This window comes from Streptomyces sp. NPDC093221 (assembly GCF_044753885.1).
GTDB lineage: Bacteria > Actinomycetota > Actinomycetes > Streptomycetales > Streptomycetaceae > Actinacidiphila.
Window position 1 is genome coordinate 353,040 of the sequence record NZ_JBIVOA010000002.1, and the last position, 22,065, is coordinate 375,104.

21 protein-coding genes are annotated in these 22,065 nt (G+C 72.5%); 10 read left to right on the forward strand and 11 right to left on the reverse strand.

Translation table 11 applies throughout. The features are described from left to right. Window positions 1-137: 137 nt before the first annotated feature. The 6 genes from ACIQCJ_RS07615 to murJ form a co-directional block, all read right to left on the reverse strand. Complete coding sequence (locus ACIQCJ_RS07615) at window positions 138-479, reverse strand: DUF3817 domain-containing protein (protein ID WP_355349631.1); 342 nt, start codon at window positions 477-479, stop codon at window positions 138-140. Between the two features lie 78 nt (window positions 480-557). Further along, the gene (locus ACIQCJ_RS07620; protein ID WP_188282203.1) at window positions 558-1,067 is read right to left on the reverse strand and encodes a MarR family winged helix-turn-helix transcriptional regulator; all 510 of its coding nucleotides are present in this window, start codon (window positions 1,065-1,067) and stop codon (window positions 558-560) included. 46 nt (window positions 1,068-1,113) lie between these two features. Further along, entirely contained in the window at window positions 1,114-2,385 is a 1,272-nt protein-coding gene (locus ACIQCJ_RS07625) for an Ig-like domain-containing protein (RefSeq protein WP_402710967.1), read from the reverse strand. Window positions 2,386-2,483: 98 nt separating this feature from the next. Further along, window positions 2,484-3,515, reverse strand: coding sequence for a hypothetical protein (locus tag ACIQCJ_RS07630; protein WP_402710968.1), 1,032 nt, complete (start codon window positions 3,513-3,515; stop codon window positions 2,484-2,486). After that, window positions 3,508-4,173, reverse strand: coding sequence for a SigE family RNA polymerase sigma factor (locus tag ACIQCJ_RS07635; protein ID WP_402710969.1), 666 nt, complete (start codon window positions 4,171-4,173; stop codon window positions 3,508-3,510). The genes ACIQCJ_RS07630 and ACIQCJ_RS07635 overlap by 8 nt, the downstream gene beginning before the upstream one ends. A gap of 42 nt (window positions 4,174-4,215) precedes the next feature. Next, the gene (gene murJ / locus ACIQCJ_RS07640; RefSeq protein WP_402710970.1) at window positions 4,216-5,913 is read right to left on the reverse strand and encodes a murein biosynthesis integral membrane protein MurJ; all 1,698 of its coding nucleotides are present in this window, start codon (window positions 5,911-5,913) and stop codon (window positions 4,216-4,218) included. A gap of 332 nt (window positions 5,914-6,245) precedes the next feature. On the opposite strand from murJ, the gene ACIQCJ_RS07645 reads away from it, so the two are divergent. Then, window positions 6,246-7,361, forward strand: coding sequence for a peptidoglycan bridge formation glycyltransferase FemA/FemB family protein (locus ACIQCJ_RS07645; RefSeq protein WP_355349677.1), 1,116 nt, complete (start codon window positions 6,246-6,248; stop codon window positions 7,359-7,361). Between the two features lie 91 nt (window positions 7,362-7,452). Here ACIQCJ_RS07645 and ACIQCJ_RS07650 read toward each other — a convergent pair whose 3' ends face one another. Then, window positions 7,453-8,799 carry an MFS transporter gene (locus tag ACIQCJ_RS07650; RefSeq protein ID WP_391044621.1) on the reverse strand — a complete coding sequence of 449 codons (1,347 nt, stop codon included), beginning with the start codon at window positions 8,797-8,799 and terminating at the stop codon, window positions 7,453-7,455. Between the two features lie 70 nt (window positions 8,800-8,869). On the opposite strand from ACIQCJ_RS07650, the gene ACIQCJ_RS07655 reads away from it, so the two are divergent. Then, window positions 8,870-9,856: a DUF5937 family protein gene (locus ACIQCJ_RS07655; protein ID WP_355349647.1), complete on the forward strand. Its 987-nt coding sequence runs from the start codon at window positions 8,870-8,872 to the stop codon at window positions 9,854-9,856. A gap of 83 nt (window positions 9,857-9,939) precedes the next feature. Here the strand turns inward: ACIQCJ_RS07655 and ACIQCJ_RS07660 are convergent, their stop codons facing one another. Next, window positions 9,940-10,233 (reverse strand): MTH1187 family thiamine-binding protein, encoded by a 294-nt coding sequence (locus ACIQCJ_RS07660; RefSeq protein ID WP_189873200.1) that lies wholly within the window; start codon window positions 10,231-10,233, stop codon window positions 9,940-9,942. Beyond that, a complete protein-coding gene (locus tag ACIQCJ_RS07665) occupies window positions 10,230-10,574 on the reverse strand; it encodes a DUF3817 domain-containing protein (RefSeq protein WP_402710971.1) in 345 nt (114 codons plus the stop codon). Before ACIQCJ_RS07665 ends, ACIQCJ_RS07660 begins: the two co-directional genes overlap by 4 nt. Before the next feature lie 210 nt (window positions 10,575-10,784). Here ACIQCJ_RS07665 and ACIQCJ_RS07670 point away from each other — a divergent pair, with 210 nt between their 5' ends. The 5 genes from ACIQCJ_RS07670 to ACIQCJ_RS07690 are packed head-to-tail and all read left to right on the forward strand — an operon-like array spanning window position 10,785 to window position 14,239. Further along, entirely contained in the window at window positions 10,785-11,609 is an 825-nt protein-coding gene (locus tag ACIQCJ_RS07670; protein WP_355349651.1) for a DUF2127 domain-containing protein, read from the forward strand. Between the two features lie 6 nt (window positions 11,610-11,615). Continuing rightward, on the forward strand, window positions 11,616-12,254 hold the full coding sequence (locus ACIQCJ_RS07675; protein ID WP_355349653.1) for an AIM24 family protein: 639 nt from the start codon (window positions 11,616-11,618) through the stop codon (window positions 12,252-12,254). Continuing rightward, entirely contained in the window at window positions 12,254-12,904 is a 651-nt protein-coding gene (locus ACIQCJ_RS07680; RefSeq protein WP_355349656.1) for an AIM24 family protein, read from the forward strand. The genes ACIQCJ_RS07675 and ACIQCJ_RS07680 overlap by 1 nt, the downstream gene beginning before the upstream one ends. An 11-nt stretch (window positions 12,905-12,915) precedes the next feature. Next, complete coding sequence (locus tag ACIQCJ_RS07685; protein ID WP_391161739.1) at window positions 12,916-13,695, forward strand: AIM24 family protein; 780 nt, start codon at window positions 12,916-12,918, stop codon at window positions 13,693-13,695. 55 nt (window positions 13,696-13,750) lie between these two features. Further along, a complete protein-coding gene (locus ACIQCJ_RS07690; RefSeq protein WP_355349659.1) occupies window positions 13,751-14,239 on the forward strand; it encodes a MarR family transcriptional regulator in 489 nt (162 codons plus the stop codon). Window positions 14,240-14,289: 50 nt separating this feature from the next. Here the strand turns inward: ACIQCJ_RS07690 and meaB are convergent, their stop codons facing one another. Beyond that, complete coding sequence (gene meaB / locus ACIQCJ_RS07695) at window positions 14,290-15,264, reverse strand: methylmalonyl Co-A mutase-associated GTPase MeaB (RefSeq protein ID WP_355349662.1); 975 nt, start codon at window positions 15,262-15,264, stop codon at window positions 14,290-14,292. A 94-nt stretch (window positions 15,265-15,358) separates the two neighbouring features. After that, window positions 15,359-16,558: an acetyl-CoA C-acetyltransferase gene (locus tag ACIQCJ_RS07700; protein WP_355349665.1), complete on the reverse strand. Its 1,200-nt coding sequence runs from the start codon at window positions 16,556-16,558 to the stop codon at window positions 15,359-15,361. A 140-nt stretch (window positions 16,559-16,698) separates the two neighbouring features. Between ACIQCJ_RS07700 and mce the strand changes: the two genes are divergently transcribed. The 3 genes from mce (at window position 16,699) to ACIQCJ_RS07715 (ending at window position 21,934) form a co-directional block, all read left to right on the forward strand. After that, the gene (gene mce, locus ACIQCJ_RS07705) at window positions 16,699-17,169 is read left to right on the forward strand and encodes a methylmalonyl-CoA epimerase (RefSeq protein WP_355349668.1); all 471 of its coding nucleotides are present in this window, start codon (window positions 16,699-16,701) and stop codon (window positions 17,167-17,169) included. A gap of 180 nt (window positions 17,170-17,349) precedes the next feature. Further along, window positions 17,350-20,892, forward strand: coding sequence for a polarized growth protein Scy (gene scy, locus ACIQCJ_RS07710; protein ID WP_402710972.1), 3,543 nt, complete (start codon window positions 17,350-17,352; stop codon window positions 20,890-20,892). 103 nt (window positions 20,893-20,995) lie between these two features. After that, window positions 20,996-21,934: a cellulose-binding protein gene (locus tag ACIQCJ_RS07715; RefSeq protein WP_188281921.1), complete on the forward strand. Its 939-nt coding sequence runs from the start codon at window positions 20,996-20,998 to the stop codon at window positions 21,932-21,934. The last annotated feature ends 131 nt before the right edge of the window (window positions 21,935-22,065 follow it).

The window sequence follows — 22,065 nt, forward strand, 5'->3', positions numbered from 1 at the left end:
TGAATTTACTAGGACGTCCTAGTAAATGTCGATGGGAACACGGCTCACCCTTGGGGTGAGCCGGGTCTCAGAGGGCCGGGGCCCAGGCATGACGGCCTTGACGGGCTCGGGCTTGACGCGCCCAGGCGTCGACGGGCTCAGGCGTTGACGGGCTCGGGCTTCTCCGGCTGGATCACCTTCGGCGCCAGCTCACGCGTCACGCGGCGCTCCACGAAGAACGCGGCGGTCGGGACGGTGCCCGCCAGCAGCACCCAGGCCATCCGGCCGATCGGCCACTTCGCCTTGTTGCACAGGTCGAAGGCCATAACGAGGTAAACGACATAGAGCCAGCCGTGGGCGAAGCCCACCGCGCTGGTGAAGGTGCCCGCGCCATTGATGTCGAACACGTACTTGGCGATCACGCCCAGGGTGAGCGCGATCAGCAGCACGCCTGTCACGTAGGCCATCACGCGGTAGCGGGTCAGCACGCTGGATTTCATGGCATCGAGCCTAGCCGCCCCGAAATGCCGGGCTCATCCGGGTCGGGGGACGACGGGACGCGCGGAGCCGACCGCAGGTCAGGACTCCTCGAAGTCGCCCGCCGCTATCCGCAGGGGGCGCAGCAGCGCGAAGATCTCGCCGCACTCCTCCGCGTCGTAGGCGCTGAGGCCGAAGTCCATGGCGACCAGGTCGCGGGTGGCGGACTCGACGATCTCGCGGCCCTTGTCGGTGATCGAGGCGAGGGTGCCGCGGCCGTCGTTGGGGTTGGGGCGCTTGGCGACGAGACCGGCGGAGACCAGCCGGTCCACGGTGTTGGTGACGGACGTCGGGTGCACCATCAGCCGCTCGCCGATCTTGGACATCGGCAGCTCGCCCGCCTTGGAGAAGGTGAGCAGCACCAGCGCCTCGTACCGCGCGAAGGTCAGCCCGTACGGCCTGACCACCGCGTCGACCTGGCCGAGCAGGATCTGCTGGGCGCGCATGATCGAGGTGATGGCACCCATCGAGGGGACCCCGCCCCAGTGCCGGGTCCACAGCTCGTCGGCGCGGGCGATCGGATCGAAGGGCAGGCTCAGCGGCTTTGACACGGCGAAGAGCCTACCCGTCGGTCACATAGTGGGCACAAGTGTCTCGTCAGGCGAGCGCGCTGAGCCGGCGCCACGCGTCCTTGCCGAGGTTCCACTCACCGAAGCCGTTGCCCTTGTCGACGGTGGCGCGCGTGGAGCCCGAGGTGATCACCAGGTCGCCGCGGACCGCCCGGTCGAAGAACCACTTGGCGTCCGCGGTGTGCATGCCGATGCACCCGTGGCTGCCGTTCTGCACGCCCATCATCGCGTCGTTCCAGGGCGCCGCGTGGGTGTACGTGCCGGAGGTGGTGATGTGGACCGCGTACTTCACGTCCTTGTCGTAGAAGTCCGCCGAGTCCTCGGAGGTGGCGATGCCGACCGACGAGGACGTCATCCGCACGGTGGACTGCTTGCTGATCACCACCATCTGCCCGTTCCAGGTGGGGAAGGCGGGCTTGCCACCGGAGATCTTGAAGTTCTTGACGGTCTTGCCGTTCTCGGTGACCCGCATGGTGTGCGCCTTGAGGTCGACGTACGAGATCCGGGCGGTGCCGATGGTGAACGTGTCGTGGATGTCGCGGCGCAGATAGCGCCCGCCCCCGGTGTCGATGCCGCTGAGCCTGGCGGTCAGCGTGACCTTGGTGTTCGGCGTCCAGTACGCGTCCGGCCGCCAGTCCACCCGCTGAATGCCGGTCAGCGGGTCGGTGATCCAGCCCCAACTGCCCTGGACGGCCGGGCTGGTGGTGACGGTGAGCGCCTTCTCGACCGCCGCCCTGGCCGCCTTGTCGGTGACCGGCTTGTCGAAGGCGAGGGAGACGGGCAGGCCGACGCCGACGACCGCGTTGTTCAGCGGGGTCGGGGTGACGCCGTTGACCTTGGCCGCCGTCAGGGTGCGGAAGGCGCTGGTAGTACGGGTCTGCTTGCCCGCGCTGTCGGCCGCGGTGACCTGGACGGTGTAGGCGGTGCCGGGGGTCATCGTGCGGTCGGAGGTCCAGGTGTGCTTGGCGGCGTCCAGGGCGCCGGTCACCTCGATCGGCGTCACGCCGTCCTTGGACGTGCCCTCGGGGGTCACGGTGACCGTGCCGAGTGTGCCGCCCTCGACGGTGACCTTGACCGGCGCGGCCGGATCGACGTCCGCGGTGTCCTTGGCCGGTGTGACAGTGATCCGCGCGGCGGAGTCGGCGGACGCGGACCGGCCCGCGCCCTTGCCGTCGGACGAGCCGCCCGCCTTGTCGCCGTCGTGGCCGCCGCACGCGGTGACGCCCATCGCCACGGCCAGCAGGAGGGCGGGCACGGCGAGCGCCCGCGGTCGGGGGTTGCGTATGCGAGTGCGGTACACGGCAGTCGGTTCCTTGTCAGAGGTGGTCGGGGCGAAGAGTGTTTGGATCGGCGGCGGGCAGGTCGGCGGCGGATGAGGTCAGGACAGAACGCGGCGGCTCAGCACGACTTCCCGTCGCCGACGAAGCCGCGCGACATCGTGGACCCGCCGCCGACCCCGCTGCCGACCCCGCCGCTGGTGCCGTCGATGGAGACGTCCGGCGGCGACATGGAAGCGCTCGGTCGCGCGCCGGCCTCCGTCAGCCGGTTCAGCGACGCCGCGATGCAGGCGATCGGCTGCGGGTGCTTGTTGGCATAGTCGCTCCCGGAGCCCAGCGGGTTCCCCAGCCCGCGGATCAGCAGCACGGCGAGGTAGGCGCCCTGCCGGTTCATCAGGATCTGCACCCCGGTGCCCGTTCTGCTGCTGCCCTGGTAGGTGACCGGACTGTCGGCGGCCTCACCGGTCGTGCCGAGGTCGGTGGTCAGCTCGACACCGCACGTGTCCTTCACCGCCTCGCCGAACCGTTCCGTCCGGTAGCGGGCGGCCTCGGCGTCGGTGAACGCGTAGAGCAGGTACTCCGCCTCCTCCCCCGCCGACGCGCCGTACAGCCGCACCGCGCCGGCCCGTACGTCTCCGGCGGGAGACGGTACCGGGCAGGCCCCCATGAGCTTGAGCGCGGTGCCCGGGGCGAGGGTCTTCCAGGGGGCCACCGGGAAGAACGGCAGGGCGCCGGGCGGCAGCAGCTCGTCGGTGAGGCGGTGGGCCAGGGCGGCCGGGTCGGGCGGCTCCGGCGGGGGCGTGGTGGACGCGACGGTGCCCGGCAGCGCGCCGGTGCCGCGCGGGCCGTCGGAGCCGGGCAGCAACTGCCAGGTGCCGACGGCGACCGCGAGGGCCGCGACCAGCGACACGGCCCCGGTCCTGCGGCGGGCGCGCCGCCGTTCGCCGAGCCTGCGGGCGGCCGGGGCCCCGGCGAGTACGACCAACGGCTCGGTGTCGCGGGCGAGTCCGCGCAGCCGCTCGTCCAGCGGATCGGCGGAGCCCGGGCCGATGTCGGAGTCCGAGCCGATGTCGGTGTCCATGTCGGCGGCGGGGGTGTCGGCGGCGGTGCCGAGGGGGTCGGGACCGGCCGGGCGGCCGAACGGGTCAGCCATGGAGGGGCACCTCCTCGGTGCGGTGGCGCGCCGCACGTGTGTGGCGTGCGTCGTCGGCGGTGGCGGTAGCGGTGGCGGCGTCCCGACCGGCGGGGTCGTGAGCGCCGCGACCGGCGGTGTCGTGGGCGGCGGACGCGTACGCGGCGGGTTCGGGCTCCGCGTCGTCCGCCGGGTCGTCCTTGAGCAGGGCCCCCAGTGCTCTCCTCCCCCGGCTCAGCCGGGTCCGTACGGCGGCGCTGGACACGCCGGTCTGCCGGGCGATCTCCTCCACCGGCAGGTCGAGGAGGTGGTGCATGACCACGGCGGTGCGCTGGTCGTCGCCGAGCGCGCGCAGGGCGTCGATCAGCGCGACCCGGTCGGGTGCGAGCGCCGGGGCGTCGGGCGGCGGCCCGTGCCGGAAGTGCGCGCGCACCCGGTTGCGGGCCTTGCGCCAGGTGCTCACCGCCAGACGTACGGCGACGGTACGCACCCAGGGCGCGGGGTCGCCCTCCGCGGTGAGCTTCGGCCAGCGCTGCCATGCCCTGGCGTACGCCTCCTGCACGGCGTCCTCCGCCTCACCCAGGTCCCCGGTGATCGTGTAGACGACGGCCACCATGCGCTTCGCCGTGGCGGCGTAGAACTGGTCGAAGTCCGCCGCCGGTTCTGGCTGTGCGGTCATGTGGTTCTTCCCTCCCTCAGAACTACACGCGCGGCGGCGGCCTTATGTGACAGGCGGACGGGAGTTTTCTTCCGTGGCCGCGCCGCGCCTCTTGGCAGGCCCTCCCGTGAGCCGCGACACCGGTCCGAGGTCGAGCCCGAGCGGCCGGGCCAGCACCAGCGCGGGCAGGCACAGGGCGGCGGCGCCCAGCAGCAGGCCCGTGAGGTCGCCTGCCGGGCCGCCGCCGAGCCGGGCGGTGACGGCGTGGGCGGTGAGCAGCGCCAGGGCGGCGCCCGGCAGGAAGGCCGCGGTGAGCCGTACGTGGTGGCCCAGGACGCGGGGCCGCCAGCCCAGGCGGCGGCGCAGCAGCGCGGCGGTGGCCAGCAGGCCGACCGTACAGGCGAGCGCGTATCCGGCGGCCATGCCGGTGACCGCCCAGCGGGCCGGGAGCAGCGCGTAACAGGCGGCGGCGCTCGCGGCGTTGACGGCGGCGATGAGGACGTTGAGGAAGAAGGGCGTACGGGTGTCGCCGAGCGCGTAGTAGCCGCGCGCGAGCAGGTACTGGCCCGCGAAGGCGGGCAGGCCGACGGCGAAGGCGACCAGCATCCAGGCGATGGCGCGCGCGTCCGCCTCGCTGGTGGCGCCGTGCTGGAAGACGACGCCGGTGATCTGCGGGGCGAGCGTGAGGAAGGCGAAGACGGCGGGGACGACGGCGGTGCCGGAGACGGTGAGGCCGCGCGTGAGGTCGGCGCCGATCGCCGCGTGGTCGCCGTCGGCCGCGGCCCGGCTCATGCGCGGCAGCAGCGCGGTGGCCAGCGACACGGTGACGATGCCCTGCGGGACGACCCACAGGCTGTACGCGTTGCTGTAGGCGGCGTAGCCGACGCCGGTGGAGTGGCCCGAGGCCAGCGCGCGCAGTCCGGCGGAGGTGGACAGCCGGGTCACCACCCAGTACGCGCCCTGGTTGACCAGGACCAGCAGCAGCGTCCACACGGCGGCCCGCATCGGCTGGGTCAGTCCGGCGCCGCGCCAGTCGAACCGCGGGTGCCAGCGGAAGCCGGTGGCGCGCAGCGACGGCAGCAGCGCGAGGGCCTGCACCGCGATGCCCGCGGTGCTGCCGAGGCCGAGCAGCAGCGCGTCCCGGTGTCCGATGCCCCCGCTCGCGACCGCGAGGTACAGGCCGAAGACGGCGATCACGACGAGGTTGTTGAGCACCGGCGTCCACATCATGGCGCCGAACCGGTCGCGGGCGCCGAGGACCTGGCCGAGGAGCGTGAACAGGCCGTAGAAGAGGATCTGCGGCAGGCAGTAGCGGGCCAGCGACACGGTCAGGTCGCGCTGGCCGCCGCTGAAGCCGGGCGCGTACGCGCTGACCAGCCAGGGCGCGGCGAGCACCGCGAGGGCGGTGACGGCGAGCAGCGCGACCGCGCACAGGGTGAGCAGCCGGTCGGTGTACGCCTGGCCGCCGTCGGCGTGCTCGCGGGCGGCGCGGACGAGTTCGGGGACGAAGACGGACTGGAGGGCGCCGCCGATCATCAGCGCGTAGATGATGTTGGGCACGGTGTTGGCGACCCCGAAGGCGTCTCCGGCCGCCGCCGTGCCGAGCGCTGCGGTGATCGTCGCCAGCCGCAGGAAGCCGGTGGCGCGGGACACCAGTGACCCGGCCATCATCAGACCGCCGCTGCGCCGCAGGGAGTTGGTGTCGCGGGCGTGCGCCCGCCGCCCCTTGCGGTGCGTGGAGCCGTCCACTGCTGAAGTCACCCGTCGGTCCCCTGTTCACGCTGATCGTCCTGTGCCCGGTACCGGCTGGTCGCGCGGGTCCCCGTCCCCTGGGCAGACGCGCAGTCTGCCCCGGCGGTCACGGCTGACGGAAGTCGCGGGGCGGTACGGCGGGTGTCGGAAAAGTCTCTGTCACCTGACGGCCGCGCCGGGCGTGTCCTTCGTGAGCGGGCCGCCCCGGCCCGCCCCGCAGCGCGGAGGACGACGCCTTGACGATGACCACTCACCAGCGTTCCGGCTCCGGCTCCGACCGCGCCGCGAGCGACAAAGGCACCGGCACCGGCACCGGCACCGGTGCTCTGCGGCTGCTGCCGATGCCCGCCTCCGCGCACGCCGACTTCGTCCGCCGCCCCGGCCCGTACACCGCGAGCTTCCTCCAGACGCCCGCCTGGGCGCGGGTGAAGTCCGGCTGGCAGGCGGAGAGCTTGGCCTGGCTGGACGAGCACGACCGGCCGGTCGGCTCCGCGCTGGTCCTGTACCGCCAACTGCCGGGCGTACGGCGGTCGTTCGCGTACCTCCCGGAGGGCCCCGCGGTGGACTGGGCCGATCCGCGCCTGGACCGCTGGCTCGACCCGCTGCTGGAACACCTGCGCGGTACGGGGGCGTTCGCGGTACGGATGGGGCCGCCGCTGGCGTACCGGCGGTGGACGGCGCGGACGTTGAAGGACGCGTCGGGTCCCGGGCGCCGGGTCGGTGACGTGCTGCCCGACCTGGTCGAGCCGTTGGGCGCGGCGGTCTCCGACCGGCTGCGCGAGGGCGGTTGGCGGCGCTGCGGCGAGGACGGGCAGGGTGGGGACGCGCAGCCGCGGCTGGTGTTCGAGATACCGCTGGCCGGGCGCGGTCTGGACGACCTGTGGACCGGCCTCAACCAGGAGTGGCGGCGCAACGTGAAGAAGGCCGCCAAGTGCGGTGTGCGCACGGGTGTCGAGGGCCCGGAGGCGCTGCCGGCCTTCCACGAGCTGCTGCGGGTCACCGAGGCCCGCGACGGCTTCGACCTCGGCCGGTCGCTGGACTACTACCGGCGGCAGTACGAGGCGCTCAACGCCGAGGAGCCGGGCCGCATGCGGCTGTACACCGCGCGGCACGAGGGCGAACTCCTCGCCGCGCACACGCTGTTGACCGCGCCGGACGGCGGCCGGGTCTGGTACCAGACGGGTGCCTCGGCCGACCACCGCCGCGAGGTGCGGCCGAGCAACGCGCTCCAGTGGCGGATGCTGTGCGACGCGCAGGCGATGGGCGCGGCGGTCTACGACATGCGCGGGGTGCCCGACGGCCTCGACCCTGCGGCGCGCGCCTACGGGCTGCTGCGCTGGAAGTTGGGCACCGGCGGGGAGGCGGTGGAGACGGTGGGCGAGTGGGAGCTGCCGCTCCAGGGCGCGGTCAACAAGACGCTGCACCGGGCGATGCACGCGTATCTGACCCGGCGCTGAACGCTCGGGGGCCACGGGCTGACAAATTCACGGGCTCACGGGCCCACGGGCTCACGGGCTCAACGCGTAGCCCCGAAAGGGCCGTTGCCGCTCAGGCGGGGCTGGCCGCGGCGCCCATCGGCTGCGTACGGCGTACCGACCGCAGCACGGGCACGACGCTGAGCGTGCCGAGTATCCCCGCGCCCGCGATCACCGCGTAGGGCGGCACCCACTCCGCGACGGCGCCGCCGACCGTCATGCCGACGCCCTGGAGCGTCATGATCCCCGCGCCGAGCAGCGACATGGCCCGGCCGCGCATGTCCTCGGGCACGTCGTGCACGAACCACTTGTCGATGCCGAGCGCGTACGCGGTGGTGACCCCGGTGATCAGCAGCAGCACGATCGCCAGCGGCAGCGAGGGGTGCACGAGGAAGCAGACGAAGGGCAGCATCGAGACGGCGGCGAGCGGGATGGCGATCCGTTCGCGGGCGGACGGGGTGAGCAGCGTGCCCGCCAGCACCTCGCCGACGACGGTGCCCGCGGGCATCGCGGCGAGCAGGATGCCGAAGCCCGCGGAGCCCGCGCCCGCCGCGTCCGCGTAGGGCGCGGCGACGCCCTCGGCGACGACGCAGAACATCGGCGGCACCCACCACATGAGCATCAGCGAGCGGATTCGCGCGTTGCGGAACAGTCGCCCCGCGGAGCCGATCGAGTCGCGCATCATGGCGCCGGTCCCGGTGACCCGGGCGGGCCGGTCGCGGGTGCCGAAGCGCAGCAGCAGCGCGGAGCTGAGGAAGGTGCCGATCGTCACCAGCAGCGCGGCGCGCGGCGACAGCCACACCAGGACGAGACCGCCGATTCCGTAGCCGATGATCTGCGAGCTCTGGCCGACGATCCGCACCAGGGAGCGGCCGAGCACGAAGACGTCGCCGTGGAGGATGTCGGCCAGGCTGGCGGCCCTCGTGCCGGTGAACAGCGGTGTGATCATCGAGACGGACACGCGTAGCACGAAGAGAAGGGCGAGCGGCGTGGCCGGCACGGCCATCACCGCGACGAAGGCCGCGCAGAGCAGATCGCAGGCCACCAGGACGCGGCGGGTGGGGTACCGGTCGGAGATTCCGGACAGCAGGATGCCGCTGAGCGCGTAGGGCAGGAAACCGAGCGCGAAGATCAGCGCGGTGAGGACGGCGGAGCCGGTCTGCCGGAAGACGAGGACGGCCAGCGAGACCTCGGCGAAGACGCTGCCGAGGACGGACAGGACATGCGCGGCGAAGATCGGGCGGAATTCCCTGACCGCGAAAACGGCACCGTAGCCGGTGGGGGTGCTGTCGCCGGTGGCGGTCGCGCCGCTGGTAGGAGGCGTGCCGTCGCCCTTCCCGTGGGTGGTGGGAGCGGGCTGCGAACCGGTCGGCGATGGGGTGCGTCCACCTGGTGGGGGGTGCTCGCTGTCCGTTGTCATGACATCACCCTGGTGGCATGAGCACTGCATATCGTAGTGTTTCGGACTGAGCCGAATCTTGGGGGTCGTGATGTCGTTTCGTATGCGATTTGCGGCTGAGGACCTTCTGCGGTGCCGCTTCGCCATCTCACCGCTGCGGGAGACCCAGGGGGCGATACGTACCCTGTCCCGGCCGGACCGACACGGCTACCACCTGCCCTGGTTGCGGCAGGTCAGGGCCGCCGCGGCCGGTCTCGACCTGGCTCCGCTGTGGCTGCTGGCACCGGATCACGGGCACCCCCCGGACTTTCTGCACCCCCCGCCCCAGGCGCCCCTGGGCACCCTGGACGACGAACTCGACGTCGTACGGGCCACGGACCCGGACGAGGCGCACCGCCAGATCCAGGCCGCGCTGGCCCAGACCCCGGGCGCGGAGCACGGCAAGCGGGGCCGCGCGATGCTCGCCGATCCGGCCGGAACCGTACGGCAGTTGGCCGGTTTGTACGAGCATGTGTGGGCTGCCCTGCTCGCCCCGCACTGGCCCCGGCTGCGGGCGGTGCTCGAGGCGGACATCGCCTATCACGCGCGGCGGCTGGCGGACGGCGGCATGCAGCGGCTGTTCACCGCGCTGCACCCGAAGCTGAGCTGGTCGGAGGGCGCGCTGACGGCGGCGGGGCACACCTCGCACCTGCCGGATCTCAGCGGCCAGGGGCTGGTGCTGGTGCCCAGCGTCTTCTTCTGGCCCGAGGCGGGCAACGCCTTCGACCCGCCCTGGCAGCCCACCGTCGTCTATCCGGCGCGCGGCATCGGCGGGCTGTGGGCCGAGACCGGGCCGACCGCGTCCGCCGCGATGATCGCGCTGCTCGGCGCCAACCGGGCCGCGATCCTCAGCGACCTCGACGCGCCCAGCACCACGACGGCGCTGGCCCACCGGCACGCCCTCGCGCTGTCGTCGGTCTCCGCGCATCTGGCGGTGCTGCGCGACGCGGGTCTGCTGGCGTCCCGGCGCTACGGGCACCAGGTGCTGTACGAACGGACGCCGCTGGGGATCGCGCTCACGACCGGCGGGCTGTTCTGAGCACGCGGGACAACGGGCCGCTGACGGCGCCCGCCGCCATCCGGGCGTCCGCCATCGCGGCACTCCGCCGCCCCGCCGCTCCGCTACTCGGAGAGGTGGCGCTCCACCGTCTCGACCTTCGAGGTCAGTCCGTCCGTCACGCCCGGCCTGATGTCGGCCTTGAGGACCAGCGACACCCGGGGCGCACGCGCCTCGACCGCGGCGACGGCCCGCCGTACGACGTCCATCACCTCGTCCCACTCCCCCTCGACGGAGGTGAACATCGCGTCCGTACGGTTCGGCAGCCCGGACTCGCGGACCACGCGGACGGCGTCGGCCACGTACTCGCCGACGTCCTCGCCGACGCCCAGCGGGGTGACGGAGAAGGCGACGATCATGCGCCGACCGCCTCGCCCTGAGCGCCGCGCGCGGCCACGACCGACTCCTCGGACTCGCGGCGCAGCATCCGCTCGGCGAAGAAGCCGCCGGTGGGCAGGACGGACAGCACGAAGAAGAGGGCGCCGCGGGCCGGCGACCACCTGGCGCGGCGCCAGGCGTCCGCCCAGAAGACGACGTAGAGGACGAACAGGACTCCGTGCACCATGCCCATGACGGGCACCGCGTTGAAGTCGGTGGTCCGCTTGAGCACCGAGCAGACCATCAGCAGCAGGAACGACACCGCTTCCGGGGCGGAGATCAGACGGAGTCTGCGCAGGGCGGTGGCGGTCTTCAGGTCCACGAGAACCTCACTGTCGGTGACGGGAAACAGGCTTGTGAACGTGATCACAAGACCACCCCATTATCACCGGCCCGTATCGATGGTCCGCCCCGGGGGTAGGAAACCGCGGGGCGGGCGATAGCGTCCCTGTCCACGACACGACCCGTACGCACCACCCGCACGACGTGATCCGCACGACCTGACCGACCACCCAACGGGGACCGAGACACGATGACGATGGACTGGGACCGGCGGCACTGCGCCCGCAAGGGGCACATCACCTACGCGCCCGACGAGAACCACCTGCGGCAGAAGCTGCACGCGAGCACCGCCGTCGGCACGGTGTGGCGCTGTCTGCGCTGCGGCGACTTCGTCCTCGGCGACCCGCACGGCGCCGGCCCCGCCGACCGCGCCCCCGAGGTGCCGCGCGGCCGGGCGCTGCGCGACCTGTTCATCCTGCGCTTCCTGGCCGTCGAGCGAATCCTGCGCGGCCTGCTGGTCCTGATCGCCGCCTGGGCGGTCTGGCGGTTCAGCAACTCGCAGAACGCGGTGCGCGACCTGTTCGAGAAGGACCTCACCGTCTTCAAGCCGGTCGCCGAGCACTTCCACTACGACCTGGACCACTCGCCGGTCGTCGACACCATCCGCAAGACCTTCGACTACAAGCACTCCACCCTCCAGCTCGTCGCCGCGCTGCTGCTGGCGTACGCGCTGATCGAGATCATCGAGGGCTTCGGCCTGTGGTGGGGCAAGCGCTGGGCGGAGTATCTGGCGGTGGTGGCGACCGCCGCGTTCCTGCCGATCGAGGGCTACGAGCTGACCGAGCGGGTCAGTTGGTTCAAGGTCGCCACGATCACGCTCAATGTGCTGGCCGTCCTCTACATCCTGCTCGGCAAGCGGCTGTTCGGGCTGCGCGGCGGCCACAAGGCGTTCGAGGCCGAGCGCCGGAGCGCGTCGCTGCTGGAGGTCGAGGAGGCCGCGGGCGAGGTGCCGGGCGACCACGCGCCCAAGCCGCCGCTGCCGGTGCGGCAGCGGTCCACGGCGGACGGCGTCTGATCCGCGATGCCACGCTTCCGGCTCCAGGGCACCCGGGTGCTCGCCGTGGACCTCACCGGCGACACCGTCAAGGCGAAGAACGGCGCGATGGTCGCCTATGAGGGCGAGATGACGTTCAAGAAGATGACCGGCGGCGGCGAGGGCCTGCGCGGCCTGGTCACCCGCCGGATCACCGGTGAGTCGATGGCCGTCATGGAGGTGAAGGGGCACGGCACGTGCTACTTCGCCGACCGGGCCACCGAGATCAATCTGGTCCGGCTGAACGGCGAGAAGCTGTACGTCGAGGCGAGCAATCTGCTGGCCACCGACTCCGCGCTGCGCACCGGCACCACCTTCACCGGGCTGCGCGGCGCCTCGCAGGGCAACGGCCTGTTCACCACGACCGTCGAGGGCACCGGGCAGGCGGCCGTGATGTCCGACGGGCCCGCGATCGTGTTGCGGGTGTCGGCCGCGACGCCGCTGATCGTGGACCCGGGCGCGTACATCGCGCACACCGGGAATCTGCGGCAGCAGCTCCAGCAGTCGGTGGGCTGGCGCACGGTGATCGGCGAGGGGTCGGGCGAGAGCTTCCAGATCCGCTTCGAGGGCGAGGGGCTGGTGTACGTGCAGCCCAGCGAGCGCACCACGATCGGGGGTCAGCTCTGATGCCGTTCACCAGGATCAACTCCAAGATGGTGGAGGCCGCGATCGCCCCGGGCCAGCGGATGTTCAGCCAGCGCGGGGCGATGCTGGCGTACCGCGGGGAGGTCTCCTTCACGCCGAGCATCACCGGCGGGCAGGGCGGTGTGATGTCGATGATCGGCCGCCGGGTCGCCAACGAGGCGACGCCGCTGATGACCATCGAGGGCGACGGCTCGGTGATGTTCGGGCACGGCGGGCACCACATCCACTCCATCGACCTCGCGGGCGAGACGCTGTACGTCGAGGCCGACCGGCTGCTCGCCTTCGACGGCTCGCTCCGGCAGGGCACCATGTTCATGGGTTCGCAGGGCGGTGTCATGGGCGTCATACGCGGTCAGGTCACCGGGCAGGGCCTGTTCACCACCACGCTCCAGGGCAAGGGGTCGGTCGCCGTCATGGCGCACGGCGGTGTCATCGAACTGCCCATCGCCCCGCAGCGCCCGGTGCACGTCGACCCGCAGGCGTATGTCGCCCACCGCGGCGACGTACGCAACAAGCTGTCCGCGGCGCTCGGCTGGCGCGAGATGGTCGGGCGCGGTTCGGGCGAGGCGTTCCAACTGGAGCTGTCCGGGCAGGGAATGGTCTACGTACAGGCGTCGGAGGAGAAGCTGTGAGCGGCGGTCCGATGGGCTGGGGCCCTCCGGGGGGCGGCGTACCGGGCGGCGCGCCGGGCGACAGCGGCGGTCCCGTGGTGTACGACCCGTACACGCTGCCGGTGAACGACAACGTCAACCCGTACGCCTTCTGCGTGGAGCTGGACGGGCAGTGGTTCCTCCAGAAGGGGAAGATGATCGCCTATTACGGGCAGGTCGACTTCCACGCGATCGGGCACGGCCCGCTGGACCGGCTGGTCGCCACCAGCTTCCACTCGCCGCTGCACGCCGCGGACTGGGTGGTGGCGCAGGGGCGCGGCAAGATGCTGCTCGCCGACCGGTCGTACGACATCAATTCGTACGATCTGGAGGACGGCAATCTGACCATCAGGTCGGGGAATCTGCTGGCCTTCGAGCCCACGCTGGCGCTCAAGCAGTCGATCATTCCCGGCTTTCTGACGCTGATCGGCACGGGGAAGTTCGTGGCCGCGTCGAACGGCGCGGTGCACTTCGTGGAGCCGCCCATCCGGGTCGACCCGCAGGCGCTGGTCGGCTGGGCGGACTGCCCGTCCCCCTGCCACCACTACGACCACGCGTATCTGCGCGGTGTCCTCGGCGGTATCCGCGCGATGACCGGGATCGGCGGGGCGTCGGGCGAGGAGCACCAGTTCGAGTTCGTCGGCGCGGGGCAGGTGCTGCTCCAGTCCACCGAGACGCTGATGGCCGAGGTCGACACCGGCGGCGTGCCGGGACAGGCCGGACCCGGCGTCCCCGGCGCGGGCGCACCCGGGCAGGGCCGTTTCGGACGGTGACCGTCCCGCTACCCTGACGATCATCCGCGGTGTGACCGCCGGTAGAATTCACTCTATGGAGACCGTGACAGCAGAAGCTGAAAGCGCTACGGCTTGGCTCACCGAGGACGAGCAGCGCGCCTGGCGCATCCATCTGGACGTCAGCCGGCTGCTCATGTACCAACTCGAGCGGGACCTCCAGTCCTTCGGCCTGACCAACAACGACTACGAGATCCTGGTCAACCTCTCCGAGGCCGAGGAGCGGCGGCTGCGCATGAGCGATCTGGCGCGCTCCACGCTCCAGTCCAAGAGCCGCCTCTCGCACCAGATCACCCGCATGGAGGCGGCCGGTCTCGTCCGCCGCGAGAACTGCGAGTCCGACCGCCGCGGTCTCTACGCGGTCCTCACCGACCAGGGCTGGGCCACCATGCGCCAGGTCGCCCCCCGTCATGTCGCCGCGGTCCGCGCGCACTTCATCGACCTCATCGCGCCGGAGGACCTCGCGACCTACCGCCGCGCCATGGCCCCGGTGGCCGACCACCTCCGCACGGTCCGCGAGAAGTAGCCCCGCGGGTCCCAGGGGCTCAGGGGCTCAGCGCCTCAGCGCCTCAGTCCTCAGGAGAGGTCCCGGGGCTCGTTCGAGGTGAGGCCGGCGATCAGTTCGTCGGCCGCCGCGTAGGGGTCGAGGGTGCCGTCGGTGACGCGCTCGGCGAGGGAGTCCAGGCGCTGGTCGCCGCGGAGGTCGCCGATGCGGGAGCGCAGGGCGGTGACGGCGATGTGCTCGACCTCGGTGGCGGCGCGGGCCCGGCGGCGGGTGGCCAGGACGCCGCGCTCCTCCATCCAGGCGCGGTGCTTCTCCAGGGCTTCGACGACTTCGTCGATGCCCTCGCCGCGCGCGGCGACGGTCTTGACGATGGGGGGCCGCCAGTCCCCCGCCTCGCGGGCTTCGCCGAGGCCGAGCATGTGGTTCAGCTCGCGGGCGGTGGCGTCGGCTCCGTCGCGGTCGGCCTTGTTGACCACGTAGACGTCGCCGATCTCCAGGATTCCGGCCTTGGCGGCCTGGATGCCGTCGCCCATGCCGGGGGCGAGCAGCACGACGGAGGTGTCGGCCTGCGCGGCGATCTCGACCTCGGACTGCCCGACGCCGACGGTCTCGACGAGGACGATGTCGCAGCCCGCCGCGTCCAGCACCCGGATGGCCTGGGGGGCGGCCCAGGCGAGGCCGCCGAGGTGGCCGCGGGTGGCCATGGAGCGGATGTAGACGCCGGGGTCGGAGGCGTGCTCCGACATACGGACGCGGTCGCCGAGCAGGGCGCCGCCGGAGAACGGCGACGACGGGTCGACGGCCAGGACGCCGACCCGCTTGCCCGCCTTGCGGTACGCGGTGACCAGCGCCGAGGTCGACGTGGACTTGCCGACGCCGGGCGACCCGGTGAGGCCGACCACGTACGCGCCGCCGGTCAGCGGCGCGAGTGCGGCCATCACCTCGCGGAGTTGCGGGGACGCCCCCTCCACGAGCGAGATCAGCCGGGCCACGGCCCTCGGCCGCCCCTGCCGCGCCTGCTCGACCAAGGTGAGGACGTCCACCACGTCTGTTCGCTCCCTCTTCCCGCTCACTACCGAAAAAGCCCGAAAAGACCCGGGAAGAACCCGGAAAAGCCGTGGAGCCGAAGGGCCGGGCCCGTCAGTTCCCCGCGACCGTGATGATCAGCGCGTCGCCCTGTCCGCCGCCGCCGCACAGCGCCGCCGCTCCCGTACCGCCGCCGCGCCGCTTCAGTTCGAGGGCCAGGTGCAGCACGATACGTGCTCCCGACATGCCGATCGGGTGGCCCAGGGCGATGGCGCCGCCGTTCACGTTCACCTTTTCAGGGGTGACGCCCAGGTCCTTCATCGACTGGACGGCGACGGCCGCGAACGCCTCGTTGATCTCGATGAGGTCGAGGTCGTCCACGGTCAGGCCCTGCTTGCCGAGCGCGTGCTTGATGGCGTTGGACGGCTGGGACTGGAGCGAGTTGTCCGGGCCGGCGACATTGCCGTGGGCGCCGATCTCGGCGAGCCATTCCAGCCCCAGCTCCTCCGCCTTGGCGCGGCTCATGACGACCACGGCGGCGGCGCCGTCGGAGATCTGCGAGGCCGTACCGGCGGTGATCGTGCCGTCCTTCTTGAAGGCGGGCCGCAGCTTGCCCAGCGACTCGGCGGTGGTCTCGGGGCGGATGCCCTCGTCCTGGCTGAAGACCACCGGGTCGCCCTTGCGCTGCGGGATCTCCACCGGGGTGATCTCGGCGTCGAAGACGCCGTTCTTCTGCGCGGCGGCGGCCCGCTGGTGGGACAGCGCGCCGAACTCGTCCTGCGGCGCGCGCTCGATGCCGAGCCGCCCGTTGTGCGTCTCGGTCGACTCGCCCATCGCGATGTTCTCGAAGGCGTCGGTCAGCCCGTCGTACGCCATCGCGTCCAGCATCTCGATCGCGCCGTACTTGTGTCCCTCGCGGGACTTGGGCAGCAGGTGCGGGGCGTTGGTCATGGACTCCTGGCCGCCCGCGACCACGATGTCGAACTCGCCGGCCCGGATGAGCTGGTCGGCCAGCGCGATGGCGTCGAGGCCGGACAGGCACACCTTGTTGACGGTGAGCGCGGGCACGCTCATCGGGATGCCGGCCTTGACCGCCGCCTGCCGGGCCGGGATCTGGCCCGCGCCCGCCTGGAGCACCTGGCCCATGATCACGTACTGCACCTGGTCGCCGCCGATTCCGGCGCGGTCGAGCGCGGCCTTGATCGCGACACCGCCGAGGTCCGACCCGGAGAAGGTGCGCAGGCTGCCCAGGAGCCTGCCCATCGGGGTTCGGGCACCTGCGACGATCACGGATGTACGTGCCTGGCTGGTCATGGTGCGGCCCCTTCGGCTGAAGAGAGAAGTTAACGAGGGTTATCGTCAATGTACTGAGGGGTAGGCCGCTCGGTCACCCGTCGGAACGTGTGACGGCGCGCACGTTGCGTGACCACATACCGGTGCGGTGCACTGTGTCCATGGCTACTGGGCTGACCCGCATCGACCACATCGGCATCGCCTGCTTCGACCTGGACGCGACCGTCGAGTTCTACCGTGCCACCTACGGCTTCGAAGTGGCGCACAGCGAGGTGAACGAGGAGCAGGGCGTACGCGAGGCCATGCTCAGGATCAACGGCACCTCCGACGGGGGCGCCAGCTACCTCCAGCTCCTGGAGCCCACCCGGGAGGACTCCGCGGTCGGCAAGTGGCTGGCCAAGAACGGCGAGGGCGTGCACCACATCGCCTTCGGCACCGCGGACGTGGACGCCGACTCCGCCGCGATCCGCGACAAGGGCGTACGGGTGCTCTACGACGAGCCGCGCAGGGGCTCGATGGACTCCCGGATCACGTTCCTGCACCCCAAGGACTGCCACGGCGTACTGACCGAGCTGGTCACCTCGGCGGAAAAGACCACGGCAGAGACAGCGAAGGGCTCCCGGGACCACTGACCCAACCCCCGTCCTGCCCGGTAGAGTGACCGGGCCGACCGGGGTGGGCACGCGGGTACGCTCGCGCTCCGCGACGTTGATCTGACACCATTCTTCGTAGAGCTCTGTCTTCAAACGGAGTGACGAGGAATCTCACCCGGTTGGCGGGTGAGTACGCCAGGAGACCGATGGGACCGCGGAGTGCGGGGCAACGACAGCTACCAGGCTGACGACCACCTCTCTCAGCTCGAAGCCGAGATGGAGCGGCTTCGTACCGAGCGGGGCAAGGCCGTCGACCACGCCGACGACCTCGGATACCAGGTCGAGGTGCTGCGCGCCAAGCTGCACGAGGCGCGTCGCAATCTGGCGTCCCGCCCTGCCTACGACAACATCGGCCACCAGGCCGACCAGCTCCTGCGCAACGCCCAGATCCAGGCCGACCAGCTCCGCGCCGACGCCGAGCGCGAGCTGCGCGACGCCCGCGCCCAGACCCAGCGGCTGCTCCAGGAGCAGGCCGAGCACCAGGCCCGCTTCGAGGCGGAGTGGCACGCCGAGGCCATCGCCCGGCGGCGGCAGCTCGACGAGGAGCTGGGCGAGCGCCGCGCGACCGTAGAGACGCACGTCAACGAGAACGTGGCGTGGGCCGAGCAGCTGCGGGCCCGCAGCGAGTCGCAGGCCCGCCGCCTGCTGGACGAGACCCGCGCCGAGTCCGAGGCCGCGCTGGCCGCCGCCCGCGCCGAGGCCACCCGGGTCGCCGAGCAGACCCGCGAGCGGCTGACCTCGGAGGCGCAGGCCGCGCGCAACGAGGCGGAGCAGCTGCTGCGCCGGGCCCGCACCGACGCCGAGCGGCTGCTGACCGCCGCCTCGACGCAGGCGCAGGAGGCCACCAGCGAGGCCGAGCAGCTGCGCACCTCCACCCGCAGCGAGTCCGACGAGGCCAGAAGCCGGGCGATCGAGCTGTCCCGGCTGGCCGAGGAGCGGCTGCGGGAGGCCGACGAGGCGCTGCGCACCGCCCGCGCGGAGGCCGAGCGGCTGCGCGAGGAGGCCACGGCCGGCGCCGCCAAGCGCCTGGCGGCCACCGAGACGGAGAACGAGCAGCGCACCCGTACGGCCAGGGCCGAGATCGCCCGCATGGTCGGCGAGGCCACCAAGCAGGTGGACAGCGCCAAAGCCGAGGCCGAGCAGACCGTCGCCGACGCCCGCGCCGAGGCCGAGCGCATCCGTACCGAGGCGCAGGAGACCGCCCGCGCCGCCGCGTCCGAGGACGCCGCCGCCCAGCTGGCGCAGGCCGCCAGGTCGGCCGAGGAGATCCTGACCAAGGCGTCGGAGGACGCCCGCTCCACCACGAAGTCGGCGGGCGAGGAGGCCGAGCGGATCCGGCGCGAGGCCGAGGCGGAGGCCGAGCGGCTGCGCAGCGAGGCCGAGGCGTCCGCGCAGGAGCTGCGCGGCGCCGCCCAGGACGACACCGAGGAGTACCGGGCCAGGACCGTCGAGCTCCAGGAGGAGGCCAGGCGGCTGCGCGGCGAGGCCGAGCAGCTGCGGGCCGACGCGGTCGCCGAGGGCGAGCGGATCCGCGGTGAGGCCCGCAGGGAGGCCGTCCAGCAGATCGAGGAGGCCGCGAGCCGCGCCGAGGAGCTGCTGGCCAAGGCGAAGGCCGACGGCGACGAGCTGCGGCAGGGCGCGGCCGCCGAGGCCGACCGGATGCGGACCGAGTCCGTCGAGCGGGCCTCCGCGCTGAACACCAAGGCCGAGGAGGCCCTCCAGCACGCCCGCGCCGAGGCCGAGGAGCTGCGCCAGGAGGCGGAGCGGCAGGCCGCGACGGTCAAGGAGGAGGCCGAGCAGGCCGCCGAGCGGCAGCGCACGGAGGGCGAGACGCTCGTCGCCCGGATGCGCGAGGAGGCCGAGACCGACCTGGTACGGCTCCGCGAGGAGGCCGAGACCCGGCTCGCCGCCGCCGAGCAGTCGCTGCGCGACGCGGACACCGAGGCGGAGCGGCTGCGCCGGGAGGCCGCCGAGGAGGCCGAGCGGCTGCGCCAGGAGACCGCCGAGCGGGTCCGCGCCCTCCAGGAGCAGGCCGAGGCCGAGGCGGTACGGCTGCGGGACGAGGCCGCGGCGGACGCGGCGCAGACCCGCGCGGAGGGCGAGAGCGTCGCCGTACGGCTCCAGGCGGAGGCGGCGGCGGAGGCCGAGCAGCGGCGCGCGGAGGCCAAGGAGCACGCGGACCGGGTCCGCGCGGAGGCCGCCGCGGCGGCCGAGCGCCTCGGTACGGAGGCCGCGGAGGCGCTGGCCGCCGCGCAGGAGGAGGCGGCCAGGCGCCGCCGCGAGGCCGAGGAGCTGCTGGGCGCCGCCCGCGGCGAGGCCGAGCAGGAGCGCGCGCAGGCCCGCCGCGAGAGCGAGGAGTTGCTGGCCGCCGCCCGCAAGCGCGTCGAGGACGCGGCGGCGGAGGCCGACCGGCTGGGCGCGGAGGCCGACCAGCGGGCCGCGGAGGCGGTCGCGGCGGCCGAGGCCACCGCGCAGCAGGTCCGCGACTCGGTCGCGCATCTGCACCAGGAGGCCGAGGAGGAGATCGCCGGGCTCCGCTCGGCGGCCGAGCACGCGGCCCAGCGGGTGCGCGGCGAGGCCCAGGGCGAGGCGGACCGGCTGCGCGCGGACGCCAACTCCGAGCGGGAGCGGGCGTCGGAGGACTCGGCGCGGATCCGCCGGGAGAGCCAGGAAGAGGCCGACGCGGCACGGCAGTTGGCCGACCGTACGGTCACCGAGGCGATCGAGGAGTCCGACCGGCTGCGCGCCGAGGCCCGCGACGACGCCAACCGGATGCGTACCGACGCGGCGGGCCAGGCCGACCAGTTGGTCACCAAGGCCCGCGAGGAGGCCGAACGGCTCGGTATCCTCGCCAAGGACGCGCTGGACACCGCGGAGCGCGAGGCCGAGGAGGCGCGGACGCATTCGCAGCGCATCCTCGACGAGGCGCGCGAGGCGGCCAACAAGCGCCGCAGCGAGGCCGCGGAGCAGGCGGACGAGCTGATCGGCAAGGCGCAGGCGGAGGCCCGCAGGACCGCGGCGACGGCCGAGGAGCAGGCCGACGCGATGGTCGGCGCGGCCCGCGGCGAGGCCGAGCGGCTGGTCAACGAGGCGACGGCGGAGGGCAACGGCCTGGTCGAGCGGGCGCGGACCGACGCGGACACCATGCTCGGCGAGGCCAGGCACGACGCGACGGCCATAAGGGAACGTACCGAGGAGCTGCGCCAGCGCGTGGAGTCCGAGGTCGAGGAGCTGCACGACCGGGCCCGCAAGGAGGCCGCGGAGGCGATGAAGACCGTCGGCGAGCGGGTCGACAAGCTGGTCACCGCCGCCACCGAGCAGCTCGCCGAGGCGGAGCAGAAGGCCGCCGAGATCAAGTCCACGGCCACCTCCGAGGCGAGCAAGGTCCGTATCGCCGCGGTGAAGAAGGTCGAGGGCCTCCTGAAGGAGGCCGAGCAGAAGAAGGCCGAGGCCGAGCGCGAGGCCGAGCGGGTCAAGGGGGAGGCCCGCAGCGAAGCCGATCGCATCGTGACCGAGGGCAGACGAGAGCTGGAGATCCTCGTGCGCCGCAGAGAAGACATCAACGCGGAGATCTCTCGCGTCCAGGACGTGCTGGAGGCGCTGGAGTCGTTCGAGGCACCCGGTGGCGGTGTCACCGCTGGTGCGGGCGCGGGAACCACTCGTTCGAGTGGCAAGCGCATCGACGATGCTCCACTCGATTGAGCGGACATTCTCCATACCTAATAGGCAATGGCTCGGTGACACGCCGCCTGGGCCCCTAGGATTCCCCCTATCACCTCAACCGGTCTGAATCGACAGGATCCCCATGAGCGACACTTCCTCCCCCTTCGGCTTCGAGCTCGTTCGGCGCGGATACGACCGCGGACAGGTGGACGACCGCATCACGAAGCTCGTCGCCGACCGTGACAGCGCACTGACGAGGATCACCGCGCTGGAGAAGCGCATCGAGGAGTTGCACCTCGAAACCCAGAACGCCCAGGCCCAGGTCAATGACTCGGAGCCGTCGTACGCGGGTCTCGGTGCCCGTGTCGAGAAGATCCTGCGCCTCGCCGAGGAGGAGGCGAAGGACCTGCGCGAGGAGGCCCGCCGCGCCGCCGAGCAGCACCGCGAGCTGGCCGAGTCGGCCGCCAACCAGGTGCGCAACGACGCGGAGGCGTTCGCCGCCGACCGCAAGTCGAAGGCCGAGGACGAGGGCGTCCGTATCGTCGACAAGGCGAAGGGCGACGCTTCGCAGCTCCGCGCCGACGCCACGAAGGACGCGCAGAACAAGCGCGAGGAGGCGGACGCCCTCTTCGAGGAGACCCGCGCCAAGGCCGCCCAGGCCGCCGCGGACTTCGAGACGAACCTGGCCAAGCGCCGCGAGCAGTCCGAGCGTGACCTGGCGGGCCGTCAGGCCAAGGCCGAGAAGCGCCTGGCGGAGATCGAGCACCGCGCCGAGCAGCTCCGCCTGGAGGCGGAGAAGCTGCGCACCGACGCCGAGCGTCGCGCGCGTCAGACGGTGGAGACCGCTCAGCGTCAGTCCGAGGACATCGTCGCGGACGCGAACGCGAAGGCCGACCGGATCCGCAGCGAGTCCGAGCGCGAGCTGGCGGCGCTCACCAACCGCCGCGACAGCATCAACGCTCAGCTCACCAACGTCCGCGAGATGCTGGCGACGCTGACCGGTGCCGCGGTCGCCGCGGCCGGTGCTCCGGCCGACGACGAGCCGATCTCGCGTGGCGTCCCGGCGCAGCAGTCCCGCTGATCTCCCGATCGGAAGCTCGGGCCCGGTCAGGAGCCGCGGCCGCGGGAAGGGCCAAAGCGTCTGAACACGGGCTGAAGCCTCTGAACACGGGCTGAACGTTCGCCGACGGGTCGCCCGACACCCCCGCCCAT

Excerpts from the sequence above, each read along its gene's own strand:
- ACIQCJ_RS07675 (WP_355349653.1), top strand. The coding sequence starts at position 11,616 with ATGCCACGCTTCCGGCTCCAGGGCACCCGGGTGCTCGCCGTGGACCTC.
- ACIQCJ_RS07655 (WP_355349647.1), top strand. The coding sequence starts at position 8,870 with ATGTCGTTTCGTATGCGATTTGCGGCTGAGGACCTTCTGCGGTGCCGC.
- ACIQCJ_RS07660 (WP_189873200.1), bottom strand. The coding sequence starts at position 10,233 with ATGATCGTCGCCTTCTCCGTCACCCCGCTGGGCGTCGGCGAGGACGTC.
- mce (WP_355349668.1), top strand. The coding sequence starts at position 16,699 with ATGGCTACTGGGCTGACCCGCATCGACCACATCGGCATCGCCTGCTTC.
- ACIQCJ_RS07690 (WP_355349659.1), top strand. The coding sequence starts at position 13,751 with ATGGAGACCGTGACAGCAGAAGCTGAAAGCGCTACGGCTTGGCTCACC.
- ACIQCJ_RS07645 (WP_355349677.1), top strand. The coding sequence starts at position 6,246 with ATGCCCGCCTCCGCGCACGCCGACTTCGTCCGCCGCCCCGGCCCGTAC.
- ACIQCJ_RS07680 (WP_355349656.1), top strand. The coding sequence starts at position 12,254 with ATGCCGTTCACCAGGATCAACTCCAAGATGGTGGAGGCCGCGATCGCC.
- ACIQCJ_RS07615 (WP_355349631.1), bottom strand. The coding sequence starts at position 479 with ATGAAATCCAGCGTGCTGACCCGCTACCGCGTGATGGCCTACGTGACA.
- ACIQCJ_RS07650 (WP_391044621.1), bottom strand. The coding sequence starts at position 8,799 with ATGACAACGGACAGCGAGCACCCCCCACCAGGTGGACGCACCCCATCG.
- ACIQCJ_RS07685 (WP_391161739.1), top strand. The coding sequence starts at position 12,916 with ATGGGCTGGGGCCCTCCGGGGGGCGGCGTACCGGGCGGCGCGCCGGGC.
- ACIQCJ_RS07715 (WP_188281921.1), top strand. The coding sequence starts at position 20,996 with ATGAGCGACACTTCCTCCCCCTTCGGCTTCGAGCTCGTTCGGCGCGGA.
- ACIQCJ_RS07635 (WP_402710969.1), bottom strand. The coding sequence starts at position 4,173 with ATGACCGCACAGCCAGAACCGGCGGCGGACTTCGACCAGTTCTACGCC.
- ACIQCJ_RS07700 (WP_355349665.1), bottom strand. The coding sequence starts at position 16,558 with ATGACCAGCCAGGCACGTACATCCGTGATCGTCGCAGGTGCCCGAACC.
- ACIQCJ_RS07630 (WP_402710968.1), bottom strand. The coding sequence starts at position 3,515 with ATGGCTGACCCGTTCGGCCGCCCGGCCGGTCCCGACCCCCTCGGCACC.
- ACIQCJ_RS07670 (WP_355349651.1), top strand. The coding sequence starts at position 10,785 with ATGACGATGGACTGGGACCGGCGGCACTGCGCCCGCAAGGGGCACATC.